Raw genomic sequence first — 17711 nt, forward strand, 5'->3', positions numbered from 1 at the left:
CAAATCGCTCCTTATTACTTAACAATGTTAGGCTCATCAACAATTCTGGCAGTCCCTTTAGCAACACTTTCTAGGGGCGTTTCTGCTAAAATAACCGGTAACTGCGAGGCATCACTAATGATTTTTTCAAGTTGTGGTAGAAGAGCTATACCACCACTTAATAATAAACCTCGTTCAATTATATCAGAGGCAAGTTCAGGCGGGGTTTGCTCTAAAGTTTGTTTAATAACTAAATTAATCTGGTCGATTGCTTCTTCTAAAACACTCGAAATTTCGCTAGCAGTAATATTAACTGTCTTTGGAAGACCTGTTACCATATCCCGACCTCGTACTTCCAGTTTACCGTTTACTTCTTCTTTAAAGACATTGATTTTAATTTTTTCAGCAGTCGCTTCACCAATAATTAACTGGTGTGTATTTTTAGTGTGTTTAATTATGAGGCGGTCCATTTCATCGCCAGCGACTTTTATTGAGTTTGAAACAACAACTCCGCCAAGTGAAAGGATGGCTACGTCAGTAGTGCCACCTCCAATATCGACAATCATTGAGCCAGATGGTTCCCAAACTGGAAGTCCTGCACCTATGGCAGCGGCAAACGTTTCTTCAATGATAATCGCTTCTTTTGCTCCAGCTTGTAACGCCGCATCAATAACTGCTCTTCTCTCTACACTCGTTAAATGTGTAGGGGCCGAAACAACTAAAAATGGTTTTCTTCCAACAAACCTTTTTTGTGTCAATTCTTTTACATAATGTTGAATCATTTCAGTTGTAGCTTGAAAATCCGCAACAACGCCGTCGCGAATAGGGCGAACTGTCTCTACACTACCATGTGTACGACCTTGCATAACTTTTGCCTTATGTCCAACCGCAATTACTTTTTGTGTATATGTGTTTTTAGCGAGTATTGAAGGTTCGTTGTAAACAATCCCTTTATTTTTTACATAGACTAATGTATTTGCAGTCCCCAAATCAATACCGATACCAGGACCTGATTTTTGAAATAATTGCATGAGAAATCCTCCTATTATTGATGTCAATTCAATGCAATAAGTATAGTGAAAAAGTTTGTGAAAAGTGTGTAGTCAATATTTATCTTGTAATAGCTTTTTTAAATGTGAATGATATTTCCATGTAAGGAAAACTGCTCTCATAACTAAGTCAATTGCGGTAGACAATCACACACCTAAAATACCAAATTATGAATGTCTAATATATATACCCCTAGAATACGAACACCCCACATATCAATCGCAGTGCTATATAACGATGGTTTTGTATCCGATTGCTTATAGATAACCAGCTATAAAATTTTGGTGCTGTTAATTTATAAGTTGTCATTGATTAGCAAAAACAACTTTTGCTGTATTATCGATGGCTTTTCTTACTGCAGCTAGTTGTAATAAAATTTCCGCACAGTCACTGGTCATTTCTTTAATGGCGCGCACATGCCCTTCAATACGTGCTAGCCGATTCACGACTTTCTTACGTTGTTTATGTTCATGATGTGGATGATTTTGACACATAATACTCTATTCCTCCTTAACCCCCTGGGGAGGATGGTTTTATGTAAAAAGAGGGAGAACTTTTATAGAGTTCTCCGTAAAACAACAATTACTTTGTTAATGCTTGACGCAATGTCTCAATATTTTTTTCCATTAGGGTGAAATAATTTTCGTTATTTTGAAGATCTTCATCGGTTAATACACTTAAGTTATGCAGCGTCAGTGATTTAGCCCCAAGCTCTTCTTGGATTATTTCTGTTAGTTTTGATGATATATTTTGTTCAAATAATACATACTGGATATTGCGCTCTTTTGCCATTTTGACAAGCTCGACAAGCTCAGCTTGAGAAGGTTCATCTTGAGAGTTTAGACCAGCGATGGCTACTTGCTCTAAATTATAGGTACCTGCAATATAGCCAAATGCTGCATGTGAAACAAAGAAGGTGTTATTTGATACACTTGTAGTCATTTCTTCAAAAGCAGTATCTAAGCTTTCCAATTCAGTGACTAACTGTGTGTAGTTATCTTCAAAAACAGCAGCTTGTTCAGGCATTTCATCAACTAAAGTATCTTTAATCGCTAAGGCTAAGTCTTTTGAAATGTCTGTAGATAGCCAAACATGTGGGTCTAATTCACCGTGACCATGACCTTCCTGGCCCGTTTCTTCTTTAACCGATTCATCCTCATGTGAATCGGTGTTTGACTCTTCTGAATGCTCTGCGTGTTCCTCAGCTGTTTCGCCTTCATGTGAATCAACTTCGCCTGTACTAATAGCTAATTTCTCGTCTGAAACATTGTCCGTCGTTGCAATAAATTGTACGTCTTCATTTGCTAATGTTTCCTTCGCATTCTCTACAAAGCCCTCTAAACCGAGACCAATATAAAAGAGAACATCTGCATTGGCAAAATCAATCATGTCTTTTTGAGTTGGCTCAAATGAATGCTCATTTGCACCAGGTGGGTAAGCCGATTCAACATCTACATATTCACCACCGATAACCTCAGTGAAGTAAGTAAGCGGATAAACTGTTGTATATACTTTTACTTTTTCCGTAGTATTCTCAGTTGTTTGTTTGTCTTCTTCATTATTCCCGCAGGCTGCTAGTAATAAGCCACTTGTTACTAGAAGGGGAGCTAACCATTTTTTCATGCCGTTCTAATTCCTTTCAAATCGTAATGATTACGTTTAATGTATGTAAATATACAGTAAAGAAGAAATGCTGACAAGCAAAAAAATTTAGATTAATTATTTGGTCACAAATTAAATTAAATTTATTGATTTTAATTTTCCTCCATACTTTCTCCACATTTTGTTTTTATAATCATAATTATTCGCTGAAATACCCAACTTAATAAAGTGGATAGATTAGTAGTATTGCTAAAGAGATGGTCAGTCTTTAACAATTATTTTTTTGTACATGTACTTTAGTGTGCTAGTGTATTAGTGAGTGAAATTATATTATGAGATTAGGAGTTTTGATATGAAAAAAATTAAAACATTATTAGTAGGTCTAGCTGCAACAGCAACAATCTTAGCGGCTTGTAGCGATACAGAGGAATCGACTTCTTCGAGTAAAACAGAAGAGAAGGAAGTATTAATTATTGGGATTGATGATAAATTTGCCCCAATGGGATTCAGAGATGAAACCAATGAGATTGTGGGCTTTGATATTGATTATGCACGTGCTGCTGCAGATCAAATGGGAGTTGAGGTAGAATTTCAACCAATTGATTGGAAAACTAAAGAAGTAGAACTTGCAAGTAGTCGTATCGATTTAATTTGGAATGGTTATACGATTACAGATGAACGTAGGGAGAAAGTGTTATTCACGGAACCTTATTTAGAAAATGCTCAAGTTGTAATGACGCTGAAAGATTCTGAACTTGCATCAATTGAAGACTTAGCAGGAAAAGATGTAGGGATTCAAGCCTTATCTTCGGCTGTAGATGCAATTAACGCGCATTCTGTTAAAGACGAAATTGCTTCTTTATCTGAATACGGTGATAACGTATTAGCATTAACAGATTTAAAGGCAGGCCGTACACAGGCGGTTATTATTGATTCAGTCGTTGGCGAATATTACATGACTCAGGAGCCAGACACATTCAAAATTTTAGATGATGCCTTAGCGCCAGAGCAGTACGGAGTTGGTGTGAAAAAAGGGAATGAGAAACTTTTAGAAGAGTTACAAGCAGCGTTAGACATGATGAATGAAAACGGTATTGCAGCTAAAATTTCAGAGAAATGGTTTGGCGAAGACCGCATTTTAAAATAATGACAAAAGGTAAGAGCTTCATTTAAAAAGCTCTTATCTTTTTCTGTTCATGATAGAGAGGGAGTGTAAGTAATGGATTTTCAAACCGTTGTCCTTCCAATGTTAGAAGGCGCAAAAATGACCGTTTTACTATTTATAATCGCCATTATACTTGCTGTTCCACTCGGTTTCTTACTCACATTAGCAGTTCAAAGTAAATGGAAAGCAGTTGTAGCGTTAGCAAGTACGTATATATATGTCATGCGTGGTACACCGCTGCTTTTACAATTACTTATCATTTGTTTTGGTCTGCCGATGATTCCAGGTATTGGTGAATACCTTGTACTAGACCGATTTGTCGCAGCATGTATTGGTTTCATTTTAAATTACGCAGCATATTTTGCGGAAATTTTTAGAGGTGGTTTACTATCGATTGATAAAGGGCAGTACGAGGCTGCACAAGTACTAGGATTAAATAAATTTCAAACGATGACAAAAATTATTATCCCACAAATGATTCGTGTCGCATTACCAGCTATATCGAATGAATCTGTCACATTAGTGAAAGATACAGCACTTCTATATGCAGTAGCAATACCGGAGCTGTTACACTTTGCGCAAACAGCCGTCAATCGTGACTTTACGATTATACCTTATTTTGTGGCCGGTGTGATTTATTTACTGATGACGTTACTACTAACATGGTTCTTTAAAGGCTTAGAAAAAAGATTCAAATATGAATAGAGGTGTGTACATTGATTGAGGTTAAAAATTTAGCAAAAGCATTTGGTGTATCAAAAGTACTTCAGGATATTTCTTTTTTTGCAAAAAAAAATGAAGTGATTGCTATTCTTGGTCCCTCGGGTTCAGGAAAAAGTACATTACTTAGAAGCTTAGTCAACTTAGAACGTATTGATTTCGGTGACATAATTATTGATGGGCAGACTTTAGTGAAGAATGGGGTATATACAACACCACAAACAAGGAAACAAATCACAGCTAAAATGGGTATGGTATTTCAAAATTTCAACTTGTTTCCGCATTTAACAGTGCGTGAAAATCTAGAAATAACTCCGAAGCAATTAAAATTATACACAAAAGAGGCTATTCAAAAACAAAGTGAAGAGCTTTTACAAAAGGTTGGATTATTAGAAAAGGCGAATGAATATCCAGCCAAGCTATCTGGTGGGCAAAAACAGCGTGTAGCGATTGCAAGGGCACTAATGTTAAAACCCGAAATTTTGTTGTTTGATGAGCCGACTTCGGCCCTTGATCCTGAATTAACAGGTGAAGTATTAAAGGTTATGAAAGAATTAGCGCATGAAAATATGACAATGCTAGTTGTGACACATGAAATGGGCTTTGCACGAGAGGTTGCAGATAGAATTGTGTTTATGGATAACGGCGAAATCGTCGAAACGGCAACACCATTGGAATTTTTTCAAAATCCACAAACTAGACGTGCACAAATATTTTTACAGAATCATTTTAATTAATTTTAATTTCTTGCGGATATTTAGTATGAATAGAGACAGTAAGGGTGCCAATTAAATGGTGTTCTTACTGTTTTTATTATTGGGGCAATTCTTTACATAAAAATGTTTTGCAGATACAAATGGCTTATTTCCACATGCTAGTCTATCCATTATTGTGCATGAAGTTAAGTTACGAAGGAAATTTTATAATCGATTCCGAACAGAATATTATGTAAGTATCCAACGAGTTATAGCTTTATTATTTTCAGATTCTCTACTGTAAACTTAAAAATGAACATATATTTATTTATAATTACCGTAAAAATTTACAATAAGAGGTGGTCCCCTGTATTTATTAAAAAAGGTTTAGCACTAATTATAGGTAGTATTTTTCCATCTTTAGGTATAAATTTGTTTTTAGTACCACATAAAATATTAGATGGAGGAACAGTTGGTATCGGATTAATAGCAAACTACTTATGGGGTTTTAATATAGGTTTAACAGTAATTATATTAAGCATTCCAATCTTTATCTACGCATGGTTTCATTATAGAAACTTTTTTTATAATAGTTTGCATGGAATGATTCTGTCTGCATTTTTTATTAATTTTCTAGCACCAGTTAATAATCTAATTAAAATCGAAGCGTTCTACAGTTCTATATTAGGTGGCATCTTTGTAGGAATTGGAATTGGATTAATGTTACATTTTCAGACAAGTACTGGGGGCACGGATTTTATTGCTCAGTTTTTATGTGATAGGACAGGTATAAATGTGGGCATTTATATCTTGTTTATTGATTCCATTGTTATAATTGTTGGTGGATTATTATTATCTTCAGAAACATTTTATCTCTCCATTATAACTATACTTTTTATTGGTGTAACCACAAGTCTTATTACAAGTAGAAAAGGGCATTTAGTAGCTCACTAATGAGTATTTATGGAGAGGTATAATTCATTTTATAAAGTTATCAAATTTTGGCCTTGCAGCTTGTTTACATTTACTCCGTTATCGTGATAATATCTAGGCTTCTCCATTTATAATGATTGGTAAAAATATTCATTCCCCTATTATAAAATAGGTAAAAGAATATGACCCAGAAATTTCAGAAGCCGTAGAAAAAGCGTTAACTGAACAGGGTATAAATCTTGTAAAAGGGGCAACTTTTGAGCGTGTGGAACAGTAGATAATCGTACCTTATCAACTTTAACTGATTGATGTAAGTAAATTGATAAACTATTAAAGTCGAGTGGCAAGTGATTCATTTCAAGATGGAGAACTAAAAAAGGTTTATGTAACAGTAGATGGCAGGAAAAAAGTTGTGGAATCAGAGCAGTTACTTGTTGCAACAGGAAGAAAACCAAATACGGACTCTTTAAATTTAAGTGCAGCAGGTGTAGAAGTCGGAAAACGAAAAGAAATATTGATAAATGATTATGCCAGAACAAGTAATGAAAAGGTTTATGCAGCAGGCGATGTAACATTAGGACCTCAATTTGTGTATGTAGCAGCCTATGAAGGTGGAATTGTTGCCGAAAATGCAATTGGTGGATTAAATAAAAAATCAGATTTATCGGTTGTTCCTGGAGTTACATTTACAAATCCATCTATTGCAACCGTTGGTTTAACGTAAGAAAAAGCAAAAGAAAAAGGCTATAAAGTAAAAACCTCTGTATTGCCCTTAGATGCGGTTCCAAGAGCGATAGTAAATCGTGAAACAACAGGTGTTTTCAAGCTTGTGGCAGATGCAAAAACATTAAAAGTGCTAGGGGTTCATATTGTATCTGAAAATGCAGGTGATGTGATTTATGCAGCGACTTTAGCCGTTAAGTTTGGGTTAACTGTAGAAGATTTAAAAGAAAGCCTTGCACCATATTTAACAATGGCAGAAGGCTTAAAATTAGCTGCCCTAACTTTTGATAAAGATGTATCCAAATTATCTTGTTGTGCAGGGTAAATGTGAATGAATATGTTGTATTTGGATAAAAAATTGCTCAAATAGGAAGGTAAACCTGCTTTGAGCAATTTTTTACAGAATAGATGTTTTTAAGCAACACTTCTACATGCTTCTGCGCATTTAAAGCAGGCATCAGCACATTTTTGACAGTGATCATGATTATGTTTTTTACATTCATTCCCACAAGCCTCGCAAATAGTAGCACACACAGAAGCTAATTCAGAAACAAAGGGTGTACCTCTTGAGATTGCTTGTTCAAGGTAAGCACAAATATCAGCACATTCTCTATCCAACCGAATACACTCTGCCATCATTTTAATATCGTCTTCTTTTAAACATGCATCATAACAATGATTACACTCTGTCATACATTCATGTAAAGTTTGTAATAGTTGTTGATACTGTTCATGCGCCATTAATAAAACCTCCATTTTAGTGATTATTTTTGGTTACATAATATAATTTCCCCATTAATTATTAATATAAACTGAAATAATTAAAACTCCATAAAAACTGCATATATTTAAGTAAGTGTCTAGTATTGTTCACAAGCTACGACGCAAGCATCACATGCATCAATACAGGATTGATATTGCTGAACGGAAGATCCTACAGCTTCTACTATTTCAGCACTTCCTTTCAGGTCTACTGTGTTTTGTTTTCTTGTTTTAAATTCATCGATAAAAGTTAGTTCAATCAAAGAATCATGAAAAACGCAGTTTTGTAAAAGAAATGATTGGTGTTTGGTGTTTCGAAGAGTTGGTTTGATATTTTGGAACATAAGAACGGAATTTTTGAGCCTGAGCGGATAATTAGGGTAACATTAAAAAAGAAAGATTCCGATCCAAATAGTAAATCCTATTCTCACCGGATGGCTCTTTATCGTCTTACTGAGGAAGCTACCCCAATATTAATCTATAAGGCATGGGGAGCATCAAATATGAATTTACCTTCAAATGAGTTAGCTGTAAAGATTATTCGTTATATGTTAAATGTACCTGGAGGGGAGCTTCCAACTAAAGATGATAAATTTCATATATTTGTTGATTAATTAATATAAAGCTTTTTAGAAAAGACCACTTCAAACGACTAAATAGTTGTTTGAAGTGGTCTTTTTTAATATCTAAATAAAAAATATGTCGGTTACTTCAATACGTTGTTATTACAAGGTTTCTTTATAAAGGTTGCGCATTTTTCTCGAACTTTCTTACAAATGATCAATCTTTATTTCATCAATTCAACAATAGTGCCATTTCCTATGGACGGGTTCTTAAATAGGATTCTAGCGCATTTAAAGCATGAACTCTATCAGAATTGGCCATATTAATATATAGAGAGGTAGTTTTAATATCGGTATGACCTAATAAATCCCTCAGAATTGTTGCCTCGCCTCCATTTTTTATAAACGCTACCGAAAACGAATGGCGCAGCTTATGTGGATATACACCATTCGGAAAATAAGAACTAGTGTATTTTTCTACAAACATTTGAATTGTTCGTATGCTGATTGCCTTTGCTGGTTTTCGATACGTTACAAAAAGGAAAGGGCACATTTCGGCTTGGGGATAACGTGTATTTCGAATTGCTATGTATTCCAGCAAACGGTTAAAGGCAGAATCAATAATGTAAATTGTATCTTTTTTATTGCCTTTTCGGGTGACTTTAACAGTTTGAGCGCTATAATTAATATCCGCCATAGTGATACGAGCAAGTTCTCCTACACGCATTCCTGTGGCCAATAAAATAGCTATAATTGCAATATCACGCTCACAATCACGTTTGAATAAAGAAATCTGTTGGGGCACTTCTAATTTTGCTAAATATCCATCCGGTCCATCATCCCCTAAGTAATCAACAAAGTCGAACAGGCGTTTACTATCTAGTATTTGCGTAGCAATTTCCGCAGCGCGGTTTGCTGATGTTTCTTTATAAACCGGAATTTTTACCTTAGCCATAATATTTTCGCTTAGGTACGTTTTACCCTGGTCATCATCACTGGTAACAGCCAAGAAGTGAAATAGGGACTTAAGAGCAGATACCATAAGTGATACCGAACGCATTTCACGTACTCGACTGCTAGTTTCATGCTTTTTCGAAATATCCTCATTTGATACATGTTCTATAAAATATTCAATATCCTTTTTTCTTATTTGGGATAGGTGCTCTAAAGTTATTTCTTTAATATCTGGTGCATCAGCAATTCCTTCTTTAAGTAGCCATTCAAAGAATATTTTGTATCTATATAAGTATTGGTGAATCGTTCTGAAAGAAATCTGTTCTTTATTTTTCTCTATACGGAAATCACGTATATAAAAGGGAAGTTCTTTAGTAAGCTTATCCGTATATTCTAAGATCTTTAGATCATCGGGAGATAGTGTAGCCATATAATCACTCCTTCAGGGAATTTTCGTAATCATGGAAAATGTCCATATTTTTAGCCACAGCTAATTCAAGTGCATCTCGCTTTACGGTTTCAGTGTATTTATCATCGGTAATAATACCCTCAATTTCATTGCAAATTAAAAGCGCAGACTTCTCAAATTCATTTTCTGACTCTACAGGGTCTATTAGTATTAACTTGCTTAAAAAATCGTTTGTGACAGCAGGGGAGCAGTTATAACGCATCATATGTTCGAATAAATAACTTAAATTATCCATATTTGATAATTGTAATTCTTCAGTTGTGAAGTTTTCTGGATATGTTAATCCTAAATACATAATTAATTCTTCATGTAGCGTTGAATCAAGGTCTAATACACTTTCTTTTGCCGCAGCTTTTATTAGTGATTGTTTTAATAAATCAAATGCCAATGTATAGGGGATTCGGGCATTAAATTGGTAAGCAAAATTAAAGTGTACCGCACACTCCGTAGTAATTAAAAAATCGCCTAAATAGTTGCGTTCTTTCAGGCGACCTTTACTATCATAAAAATAAGAATATACATGGCCACGTATCCCAACACCATGCTGTAAATAATAAAGGGAATCATATAAACTTTGACCACGATAATCAACTTTCATTTTTTTCATAATAAAACCTCCGTATAGTAGGGATATTGCGCAAAATAATTAGTTCCTTGTATCATTTCCGTACGCAACAGGGTAGGGCAGTGATAGTTAACTAAATGACTATAAATGCGAACACTTATTCGCAAAATACATTTTTAACGAAAAAGTGTTCGGTTTTATTCACTACCAATATCCCCCTAATTCAGTAATTTAAGATTCGAGCTAAAAAATACATCTATATAGCTATTAAAGGGGACAGAACGCAGCTCACTAGAATCACCATACCATTCAAATAACTTAATTGATTCTAAAAAGGGGTAAAGATTACTTTCGTTATTTAATAGCTCCATTACTAATTGATTTTTAGCTTTCTTACGGTTTGAATCAGAACTTTCATTTAAAATAATTGTCCTAACAATACCTAATAAAAGGTCGGTTACTTCAATACCGTAGGTTGCTTTTTTAGGCAAATATGAAACACTATTAACTTTAAAATTTTCCCCACGATAAATTGATTGAATGTTTAACTGCCTTAGCATATCAACCTTCAAATCATAATTTTTAGCTTCGTATGTACGGTCGTGCTCAATAAAAACATCTGCATTTACGAAAGTGTTTTTTCCATATTTCCTGATTAATCCGTAGACTACACGCTCTGGAAACTTTGTATAAATAGTACGATCTACTATATCGGAAATAATTGGTTTAATTGGTTTTGAATTAAATTCAACCTTATTAATATCGTATGAAATAACATTCATCTTCATTAAATGATGATGCGAGAGTACATCTGATAATAATATTTTAATGCTATCCCGTATTGCCGTATGTCCCCCATAACTAGTCCAATGAATGCCAGCATTTTTGATGATTTTGTCCAACTTTTCTTGATGATGCAAATAGTAATCTTGAGGAAATAAAATTGCGCCCATCAAATGAAGGGTTTCATTTGCCTTACCACTTTCATCAAAGTAAATATTAACAGTATGGTTTTTTTCGTTATTCATAAAATTCCTCCACTACTTGAAAAATTCAAGCATGATTGGTATAATTCATTTATATTGAATCATATTAAATTACATATGTTATTTTATGAACTGCTCTTGCAGTTTTCCGAATAACATTTATGAGATACTATTGGCTGCTCTTGCAGCCTGTGGTATCTTTTTTTATTTTACCATAATATACCTATACTATCTATTACTTTTTCGTGAAATTGGTATTTTGCGAAAAAGTTATGATGTTGTGAGCCCCCTGTTAGAATTTAAATTTTTGATTATAAAATCTATACTTGTACATGGACACAAAGTTAGTACCGTTTTGGACAAAAATCTCTTGTCGTTGAATTTTTGAAATTGGAAAGCCTAATTTATCATTGCCTAAAATTCACTATGATTAAAAAGACAAGAAAGTCTTGTCCTTCTACAACACTTTGTTAATACAAAATGAAACAGACTCACATTATATTATTCTAGTAAAAGATTCTAGCACTCCGTTAGAAGTTTCAAAGACTGATTGTGAGGAAGTAACGCTAACCAAATTTCAGCACTCGGCAATTAAAAAGAAGGGGGCATAAAGCATAAACACTGTAATTGAAGTCGAAACGGACGGGCGAGCAGTATTGCTGGCATTAGTAGTGCGTGGACACGGAGGTGCGTTAATTGAAAAAGATTTACGATCTATTAATGGAACAGTCGTATAAATCTATGCTAATAGAAATGGGCGCAACTGATAAGGTAATGTATCGCTTTATGCGAACCTTCAGACTCTAGCAACACTATTTATATTTTCGGCAACATATTTTATGGTTAAATCAATTTGGTTACTGGTAATCAATACCAACTCGCTTTTGATTGAGGACTACATATTACATGTTTGTTCCTCCTATAACTTTCATTTCTAGCTGAAGTATAGGTAACAAGTTAGTGGAGTGCAAAAAACGTCATACGCTTTCGAAATGGCCCTATATCACATCATTTGAAGTTATCATTCCAGCGATTAATAACAAAGTTGCTGATAGCTTCTTTTGCTTTGCTTATTGGGGCTTTGGTTTCTTCTACTATGTACGATACAACCCCTGCAAGCGTAACCTTTTCCCCATATTCAATGCCTTGATTTACATAGTGTAGCAAGCTTTCTAAACTTCGCATTTCATTAGGTGTTAGGTGTGATTTTAAATGCTTTTTGACGTAATTATTTACAAAATCAAAATCATGCATGCTCTTTTCAATGAGGATTGCACAGGCTCTTGATACGGAAACGTCTAATGCAAATGCAAGAGCTGATACCATTTCATAAGTATGTTGCCTTAATCGAATAGTGATCCGTTCATGAATGCCGTCCTCACGTTTCGCTATTCGTGGATTGTCGGTGCTGCCGCGCTTAATCGTATTTTCAATTAAAATATCTCGACGGAAATGAATGGATAAGCTATCGATTATTTTCTTATTCTTGACAGCGTGTTCAATCATGTTTGCGCCAACATCCTTAATGGGATTGTCTGTTATGTCAGCCATCCGACAAACACTTTCTCTTAAAGGTAGTTTAATAGTTGGCTTTACATCACGTTTAGCATCACTTCTTTTCTTCCTGTGCCCTACTGTTGTACTCAATATAATGCCTCCTAAATTCATATTTTTCTTTTAGAAACAGTCCTAGTGTCCCAAGGATAAATTTGTGGTTTTTTCGGTGGGGTAGAGGGTTTTCGCTCATTTGCTACTAAGGTATGTACGAGTAGTAGGGATTTATTACGGTATTTTTCGAGTTTGGCGCGGATTTTTTGCTTGGAAAGTGTCCCGGTGTTCTAATGCTATGACGGCAAATTGTGTGAATTAGCACTACTGGCATAAGCCCCCCGCTTCAAACAGCTTGAAGCGATATCTTATAGAAACTGTCCTACTGTCCTTAACTTATTTCATAGTGTTTCTGTAAAGAGAAAAAAATTTTAATGTTGTATAAAAATTGGGTATTCCGTCAATGATTCTAGTAAGGTGGTGATTATATGAAACGAGAAGAAGCAGACAAATTAGCGATTGCGATTATTGACCATAATCGTCGTATGGGATTACCGACTAAACCTAAAAAGAAAAATAAAGCTAAAAATAAATAAAGGCTGTTGGCTTATCTATTTAGCCAAACAGCCTTTTTTATTATTCAGCATGCTATATTAAAATACTCGCCCAAATATTAGGATTACTATTCAGCAAACATTTCCTTATCACCACGCGGCAAGTTAAAAGACACACGCTTACTCTTAATACCTGAGTAAATGTGTGTCTTTTATTTTGCCTTGCTATTGCTTGCTGTATGTTGGCTCACAGTGAATACAAACATCATCTTTATAATCAATGATATTTACGTCAGCTTCATGGAATGACTTGTTGCAAATCATACACATGATAGTGGTTTCCTCTAACATGTATGGCGTTCCATTCGCTGTAATCACTTCTTGCACCAATGTATGTAGGTCTTTGTTTTCGAGTTGAACTGGTGAAACATATGCTAGTACCTGAAATTTATCTTTCAATCAGCATAGATATTTCCTCGATTTTCTGTTTGAAACGATTTACTAACCCAAATTAATCCCTCATGGTGTTCTAAAGTATCAGTGTTGTTATATACAGTCATCCTATATTCCCCTTTTAATAACATTAATGTTTATTTCTACTATCAACATATAGTATGGCCGGTTTAACTGCAAGAAAGGCAGCGGAATATAAAAAAGCCACGCAAATGCGCAGCTCGATTACTTCAATTAATATCTACCTAAGAACGTTTCTCCTTCACTGAAGCCGTCATTGTCATAATAGTTGGCTCTTATCCAGCCGTTAGATGTTAGTGTTGCTTGAATCTAAACAAAAGATAAATCGATCTAAAGAATCGTGCAAATTTAGAACAAACTTTGTTGAATGTACGTCGGCTGTTCAAATGGATTGCTCAATAAATCGCTCTCAAACATTAAATCTTCAGCAACTTGTTCCACTGTCGGCTCAGAAATGCCCGTATTTGACGTTTTTCCTTGTAATCGGTCCATTTCCTCGGCTAAGTGTGGAATGTGCTCAGGTGACTCAATTAAAGGCTCATAATACTCTGCTACAAACTCGACTGGATAGCCAAAAGAGTTTGCTACTACATCGTTATATGGTAAGCGGTTAATCGAACTAAACTGCATCGGGTCGTCCGTATCGTTTTGAATGAAGAACGCCCCATATGCCTGTCGTGAAAGTACATCGCAATGTACGACGATGGCATTCATGCCACGCATTGCTAAGTTGAAAAGTAAAAATGGGATTGCTCGACTTGATAATTCTTCAACATGGTATAAGTACATAGAAGGTCTATAAGTAAATAACTCATGCTTCATTACATTGTTGTGCCACGCTGAAATTATCATTCCTCCCGTACCTGCGCATGCCTCGTAGTATGTCTGATTGTCTTGCTGTTCTTGATTACCTACAAGCTGTGCAACTAACTTTGATACTGAATGCGGTGTAAAATCCTGCTTCAAATACTTACGATCTGCGTGATTATCTTCAAAATACATGCGGAATGTATCATCGTCAACTTGATAATTCGTCGCTTCTAATACATCCTTCATTAGCTGTTCTCGGCGCGGTCTGTCATATAAGATTTCTAATAGTTTGGCTGGGGCGTCAACGCTGTCTGTTACGCTGATTAGTTGGTTAAATACTTCTCTTTTTATTTGTGTCATTTATATTCCTCGATTCCGTTCATACAACTGTTTTTGTGTTTGCTGTAGTGTATGACTCACTTGTAACGAATTATATAAATGGCTAGACATGTTGGCAAAAATGCTAGGTGAACTCCGGCAACACCTCTAAATAATAGCAAAATAAAAAACAAATCAGCGAATAATTTCACTGACTTGCTACTCCTGGTCGATTATTTATGTTGTCTGTTTTTGTTCCATTAAAGGGCGCATTCCTGGAATAAAAGGATTGCACCGACATTATTTAAAAAGCTTTATTTGTTTAATAATCCAAAGTGTAATTTACCATCTACATAGTCGAAGAACATAACGAATTTAACATCTGTTACAACACCTGAATTTTCATTTGTAATAAGTGTTCCTGTTGTATATGCCCGATTTACAAGTTCAACGGCTTCTACAGAAGATATATTCATAAGGACATTATAGTAATCTGTAAACGAGGCATAGGCAGAATAACTAGATTCTTTAAAAAACTTTTCTTTAATATTTAAATTCATTCCATACTTCACAAAATAAGCATTATATTCTTTTTGTAACTTTTCTTTTAAATAGTTAGCATCTGTTTGACCTTGTGGGAGCGGAATGTCCTTATATAATTCAATTTCGAATGGAAGTACAATCTTTGCAATCTGTTCATTGGTTAATTTTTTTAATTCTTCATCGTTCATATTTTTAATATCTTCAGCAGATACTCTTTTAATATCCTTTGCTCGATAAATGAATACGGCATAGTGAGCACGAGTTAAGGTTTCATTTTCTCTGAAAGTTTTATCCTCATATCCAGTAGTTACACCAGTGTTATACAATGCACTTACATACTTTGCATTTGCTTTCGTTACATCTTTTAATGGATTCGTACCAGTTGTCTCTAAGTCATACGCAATAGCCAAAATCTTCGCCATTTCGCCACGTGTTAAAGCTTTGTTGGGATTAATATTGCCTTTTGAATCGACAGCTAATAACCCCGCTTCCATCAGCTTTTTAATATCATTGTAATAAGCATTATTTGTCGATAAATCTTTCGGTGCTTTAAAAGTAGTTGTTCTTGGTAATATTTCAATTGCACGACTGATTAATGCAGCAGCATGTTTACGAGAGATTGTTTCGTTAGGTTTAAATGTACCATCCTCATATCCACTAATAATTCCACTTTGAGCCATTTCATGAGTGATATCGTAGTAAACGTTCTTTTTCGATACGTCACTAAATGTTTTTGCGTATGTAGTAGCTGCCTCTACCTGATTTGATGAACTGTCATAAGGGATAACGAAAGCCGGTGTAGCAATTGCTAACGCAAATGTAGATAATAAAAGTTTGTTGCTGTTTTTCATATTACTTTCCTCCAACTGCATTTAAATAGTTTCTTTTTTTTTTTTCTAAATTCGTACCACTTCGACTTGAATAAAAAATTGGGCGCGTTTAAGGAATAACACAAGTAGAAAAATGATAAAACTGTTTCGACGATATCGAATAACGAACGTTACCGCCATTGGATAAAGTTTCTTCTACACTTATTTGCATAGTAGCCGCCCCTTTTGTTACGTGTTTATTTGCTATAATAGTTTTAGCACAAAACAACTATGAGAGCGAGTTACGATGATGAAATTCAAATATAGCCCTTTTTTAGCTTCACTAATCATAGGTTTCATGTTCCTGACGGCTTGTAGCGACTCTAAGAAGCATGAGGCTGCGCTTGATCAAGTGTCTGCATCGGCACAAGACGTTTCAGAGCCGGACATTTTAATCGATTATCAATTTGTTGGGAACGATTCTTACGGGTATATGCAAATCCCGGAGGACTTTAAGCACTTTATAACAGCTACGAACAGAAATGATGATACATTTATTTTTGCTTCCCCCGATGAAAAAATGATTGTTTCCTTTGAATTATATAGCAAGGCAGCCACCTTAAAAAATGCTTCAAAAAAGATCGCTGATGATTTAAATGGTAATGGCGAGGGCGTTGAGGTTTCTCCTATCGAAATTAACGGAATGCAAGGTAGTATAATTTCAAAAACGTTGGCAGATGAAGATTACCATATTTGCGTGTATATCCTGCAAGGCAAGCAAGAACTTCGTTTCATCTCAATTGAATTTGAAGGGAACCAAGAGGATGTAAGAGATAACATTGTAAATTCGTATATGGAACAACGTTATTCCTATGCAGAACCCACCCCTACTAACCTTGAAGTAACTAAGTCTGGTCTTTCTAATCTGACGGAAACAATGAGTATTTTCTTAAATGATTCAGATTTAAACGCTTCTGTATTTACAAAAGAGCTGGATATTACAGAGATTGCAACGGATATGATTGCATTTAAGCTGTACGGTGATTTTAAAGAGGGACAAGAATACTTCGTTTCATTAGAAGATCCGGAAAGTGCGGAGTTTTTCGGTAACTTTGAAACAACGCCTAAAAAAGACAATGAAGGCACATACCTAGAAGGAACAATTTTATCTGAAAACAAATTTACACCTGACATTCTGTATCATATTGCTACGATTAATCTTAAAAGTATGGATATTCCAAACGATTATGCGTATTTTATGATTCATTAATATAATGACTACCGAACCATTTTCGGTAGTCTTTTTTGTTCTCTTATTAATCAATTATTGCGGTATTTAAACGAATAGATTAACTGAAATGCTACTATCTTTTTAAAATGTTTAAATGGAATCGTTATTATGAAGACGTTGGTAAAGTTAATTTTTTCAACAAGTTAGAGCAATAGGCGAATTTCGGTGACTATATTCAATACTAAAAAAAATAAAGAG

The 17711-nt window shown here is 34.9% G+C and carries 16 protein-coding genes and 1 pseudogene; 7 read left to right on the plus strand and 10 right to left on the minus strand.

Going from position 1 to position 17711, the window contains the following annotated elements:
• Positions 1-14 precede the first annotated feature (14 nt).
• The 3 genes from MKY71_RS18725 to MKY71_RS18735 form a co-directional block, all read right to left on the minus strand.
• The gene (locus tag MKY71_RS18725; RefSeq protein ID WP_065217300.1) at positions 15-1010 is read right to left on the minus strand and encodes a rod shape-determining protein; all 996 of its coding nucleotides are present in this window, start codon (positions 1008-1010) and stop codon (positions 15-17) included.
• A gap of 324 nt (positions 1011-1334) precedes the next feature.
• Complete coding sequence (locus MKY71_RS18730) at positions 1335-1523, minus strand: metal-sensing transcriptional repressor (RefSeq protein ID WP_065217301.1); 189 nt, start codon at positions 1521-1523, stop codon at positions 1335-1337.
• 88 nt (positions 1524-1611) lie between these two features.
• A complete protein-coding gene (locus MKY71_RS18735) occupies positions 1612-2652 on the minus strand; it encodes a metal ABC transporter solute-binding protein, Zn/Mn family (protein WP_065217302.1) in 1041 nt (346 codons plus the stop codon).
• 331 nt (positions 2653-2983) lie between these two features.
• On the opposite strand from MKY71_RS18735, the gene MKY71_RS18740 reads away from it, so the two are divergent.
• The 5 genes and pseudogenes from MKY71_RS18740 to MKY71_RS18760 form a co-directional block, all read left to right on the plus strand.
• Positions 2984-3778, plus strand: coding sequence for an amino acid ABC transporter substrate-binding protein (locus MKY71_RS18740; protein WP_065217303.1), 795 nt, complete (start codon positions 2984-2986; stop codon positions 3776-3778).
• 72 nt (positions 3779-3850) lie between these two features.
• Complete coding sequence (locus MKY71_RS18745) at positions 3851-4501, plus strand: amino acid ABC transporter permease (protein ID WP_065217304.1); 651 nt, start codon at positions 3851-3853, stop codon at positions 4499-4501.
• 2 nt (positions 4502-4503) lie between these two features.
• Positions 4504-5253: an amino acid ABC transporter ATP-binding protein gene (locus tag MKY71_RS18750; protein ID WP_269454598.1), complete on the plus strand. Its 750-nt coding sequence runs from the start codon at positions 4504-4506 to the stop codon at positions 5251-5253.
• A 270-nt stretch (positions 5254-5523) separates the two neighbouring features.
• Positions 5524-6165, plus strand: a complete 642-nt coding sequence (locus tag MKY71_RS18755; RefSeq protein ID WP_079524090.1) for a YitT family protein — start codon at positions 5524-5526, stop codon at positions 6163-6165.
• Positions 6166-6316: 151 nt separating this feature from the next.
• Positions 6317-7192: pseudogene (locus MKY71_RS18760) on the plus strand (FAD-dependent oxidoreductase); the annotation flags it as partial.
• An 89-nt stretch (positions 7193-7281) separates the two neighbouring features.
• Here the strand turns inward: MKY71_RS18760 and MKY71_RS18765 are convergent.
• Complete coding sequence (locus MKY71_RS18765; RefSeq protein WP_065217306.1) at positions 7282-7608, minus strand: four-helix bundle copper-binding protein; 327 nt, start codon at positions 7606-7608, stop codon at positions 7282-7284.
• A 356-nt stretch (positions 7609-7964) separates the two neighbouring features.
• On the opposite strand from MKY71_RS18765, the gene MKY71_RS18770 reads away from it, so the two are divergent.
• A complete protein-coding gene (locus MKY71_RS18770; protein ID WP_156732654.1) occupies positions 7965-8243 on the plus strand; it encodes a hypothetical protein in 279 nt (92 codons plus the stop codon).
• Positions 8244-8448: 205 nt separating this feature from the next.
• Here MKY71_RS18770 and xerS read toward each other — a convergent pair whose 3' ends face one another.
• The 6 genes from xerS to MKY71_RS18800 all read right to left on the minus strand — a co-directional run bounded on the left by xerS (position 8449) and on the right by MKY71_RS18800 (position 16264).
• A complete protein-coding gene (gene xerS / locus MKY71_RS18775; RefSeq protein WP_065217308.1) occupies positions 8449-9576 on the minus strand; it encodes a tyrosine recombinase XerS in 1128 nt (375 codons plus the stop codon).
• Positions 9577-9580: 4 nt separating this feature from the next.
• Complete coding sequence (locus MKY71_RS18780; protein ID WP_065217309.1) at positions 9581-10222, minus strand: hypothetical protein; 642 nt, start codon at positions 10220-10222, stop codon at positions 9581-9583.
• 176 nt (positions 10223-10398) lie between these two features.
• Positions 10399-11208, minus strand: a complete 810-nt coding sequence (locus tag MKY71_RS18785) for a DUF3800 domain-containing protein (RefSeq protein WP_065217310.1) — start codon at positions 11206-11208, stop codon at positions 10399-10401.
• 966 nt (positions 11209-12174) lie between these two features.
• Positions 12175-12813, minus strand: a complete 639-nt coding sequence (locus tag MKY71_RS18790; RefSeq protein ID WP_079524122.1) for a hypothetical protein — start codon at positions 12811-12813, stop codon at positions 12175-12177.
• A 1277-nt stretch (positions 12814-14090) separates the two neighbouring features.
• Complete coding sequence (locus MKY71_RS18795) at positions 14091-14912, minus strand: N-6 DNA methylase (protein ID WP_139377702.1); 822 nt, start codon at positions 14910-14912, stop codon at positions 14091-14093.
• A gap of 272 nt (positions 14913-15184) precedes the next feature.
• Complete coding sequence (locus tag MKY71_RS18800; protein ID WP_176142037.1) at positions 15185-16264, minus strand: S-layer homology domain-containing protein; 1080 nt, start codon at positions 16262-16264, stop codon at positions 15185-15187.
• Between the two features lie 265 nt (positions 16265-16529).
• Between MKY71_RS18800 and MKY71_RS18805 the strand changes: the two genes are divergently transcribed.
• Positions 16530-17492: a hypothetical protein gene (locus MKY71_RS18805; protein ID WP_079524125.1), complete on the plus strand. Its 963-nt coding sequence runs from the start codon at positions 16530-16532 to the stop codon at positions 17490-17492.
• Positions 17493-17711 lie beyond the last annotated feature (219 nt).

The organism is Solibacillus sp. FSL W7-1324 (genome assembly GCF_038008025.1).
Taxonomy (GTDB): domain Bacteria; phylum Bacillota; class Bacilli; order Bacillales_A; family Planococcaceae; genus Solibacillus.

Bases quoted from the DNA above. Each gene is read 5' to 3' on its own strand.
- MKY71_RS18725 (WP_065217300.1), bottom strand. From the start codon at position 1,010: ATGCAATTATTTCAAAAATCAGGTCCTGGTATCGGTATTGATTTGGGG.
- MKY71_RS18730 (WP_065217301.1), bottom strand. From the start codon at position 1,523: ATGTGTCAAAATCATCCACATCATGAACATAAACAACGTAAGAAAGTC.
- MKY71_RS18735 (WP_065217302.1), bottom strand. From the start codon at position 2,652: ATGAAAAAATGGTTAGCTCCCCTTCTAGTAACAAGTGGCTTATTACTA.
- MKY71_RS18740 (WP_065217303.1), top strand. From the start codon at position 2,984: ATGAAAAAAATTAAAACATTATTAGTAGGTCTAGCTGCAACAGCAACA.
- MKY71_RS18745 (WP_065217304.1), top strand. From the start codon at position 3,851: ATGGATTTTCAAACCGTTGTCCTTCCAATGTTAGAAGGCGCAAAAATG.
- MKY71_RS18755 (WP_079524090.1), top strand. From the start codon at position 5,524: ATGAACATATATTTATTTATAATTACCGTAAAAATTTACAATAAGAGG.
- MKY71_RS18765 (WP_065217306.1), bottom strand. From the start codon at position 7,608: ATGGCGCATGAACAGTATCAACAACTATTACAAACTTTACATGAATGT.
- xerS (WP_065217308.1), bottom strand. From the start codon at position 9,576: ATGGCTACACTATCTCCCGATGATCTAAAGATCTTAGAATATACGGAT.
- MKY71_RS18780 (WP_065217309.1), bottom strand. From the start codon at position 10,222: ATGAAAAAAATGAAAGTTGATTATCGTGGTCAAAGTTTATATGATTCC.
- MKY71_RS18785 (WP_065217310.1), bottom strand. From the start codon at position 11,208: ATGAATAACGAAAAAAACCATACTGTTAATATTTACTTTGATGAAAGT.
- MKY71_RS18795 (WP_139377702.1), bottom strand. From the start codon at position 14,912: ATGACACAAATAAAAAGAGAAGTATTTAACCAACTAATCAGCGTAACA.
- MKY71_RS18800 (WP_176142037.1), bottom strand. From the start codon at position 16,264: ATGAAAAACAGCAACAAACTTTTATTATCTACATTTGCGTTAGCAATT.
- MKY71_RS18805 (WP_079524125.1), top strand. From the start codon at position 16,530: ATGATGAAATTCAAATATAGCCCTTTTTTAGCTTCACTAATCATAGGT.